Below are 351 nucleotides of genomic sequence, written 5' to 3'. Positions count from 1 at the left end.
GCCTTATTGAAAAAATCAGGGTACCTATTACCTTCGAAGATCATAAGGAACTACAAGCTGAGTTCTTAATAAATAACAAAGCATGGATTGAAAAATTACTATCTAATTTAAATACTTTTATATCACTCAATGCCGAAAATAAAACAAAGGAAATACGACCTATACTAGCTAAAATGTATTATTTGAGGGCGGATGTCGTGCTCTTTTTTTACCATAACAAACAAGAAGCACTTCCATTTTTTAAAAAGGCAACGGATATATTACCTGAAAACCCCTATTATAAATTACGTTACCTGGAATTAGCCGGGGACGAAAGAAGACATGAGGCTAGGGAAAAGGTTGAAAAAATAG

General features: G+C 33.3%; 1 pseudogene. It reads left to right on the top strand.

The features are described 5' to 3' along the window. Positions 1 to 351, top strand: a pseudogene (locus OK13_RS14685) (hypothetical protein); the annotation flags it as partial.

Origin of the sequence: Legionella norrlandica (assembly GCF_000770585.1) — a bacterium.
Classification (GTDB): Bacteria; Pseudomonadota; Gammaproteobacteria; order Legionellales; family Legionellaceae; genus Legionella; species Legionella norrlandica.
This window is presented reverse-complemented; position numbering and strand designations above follow the sequence as displayed.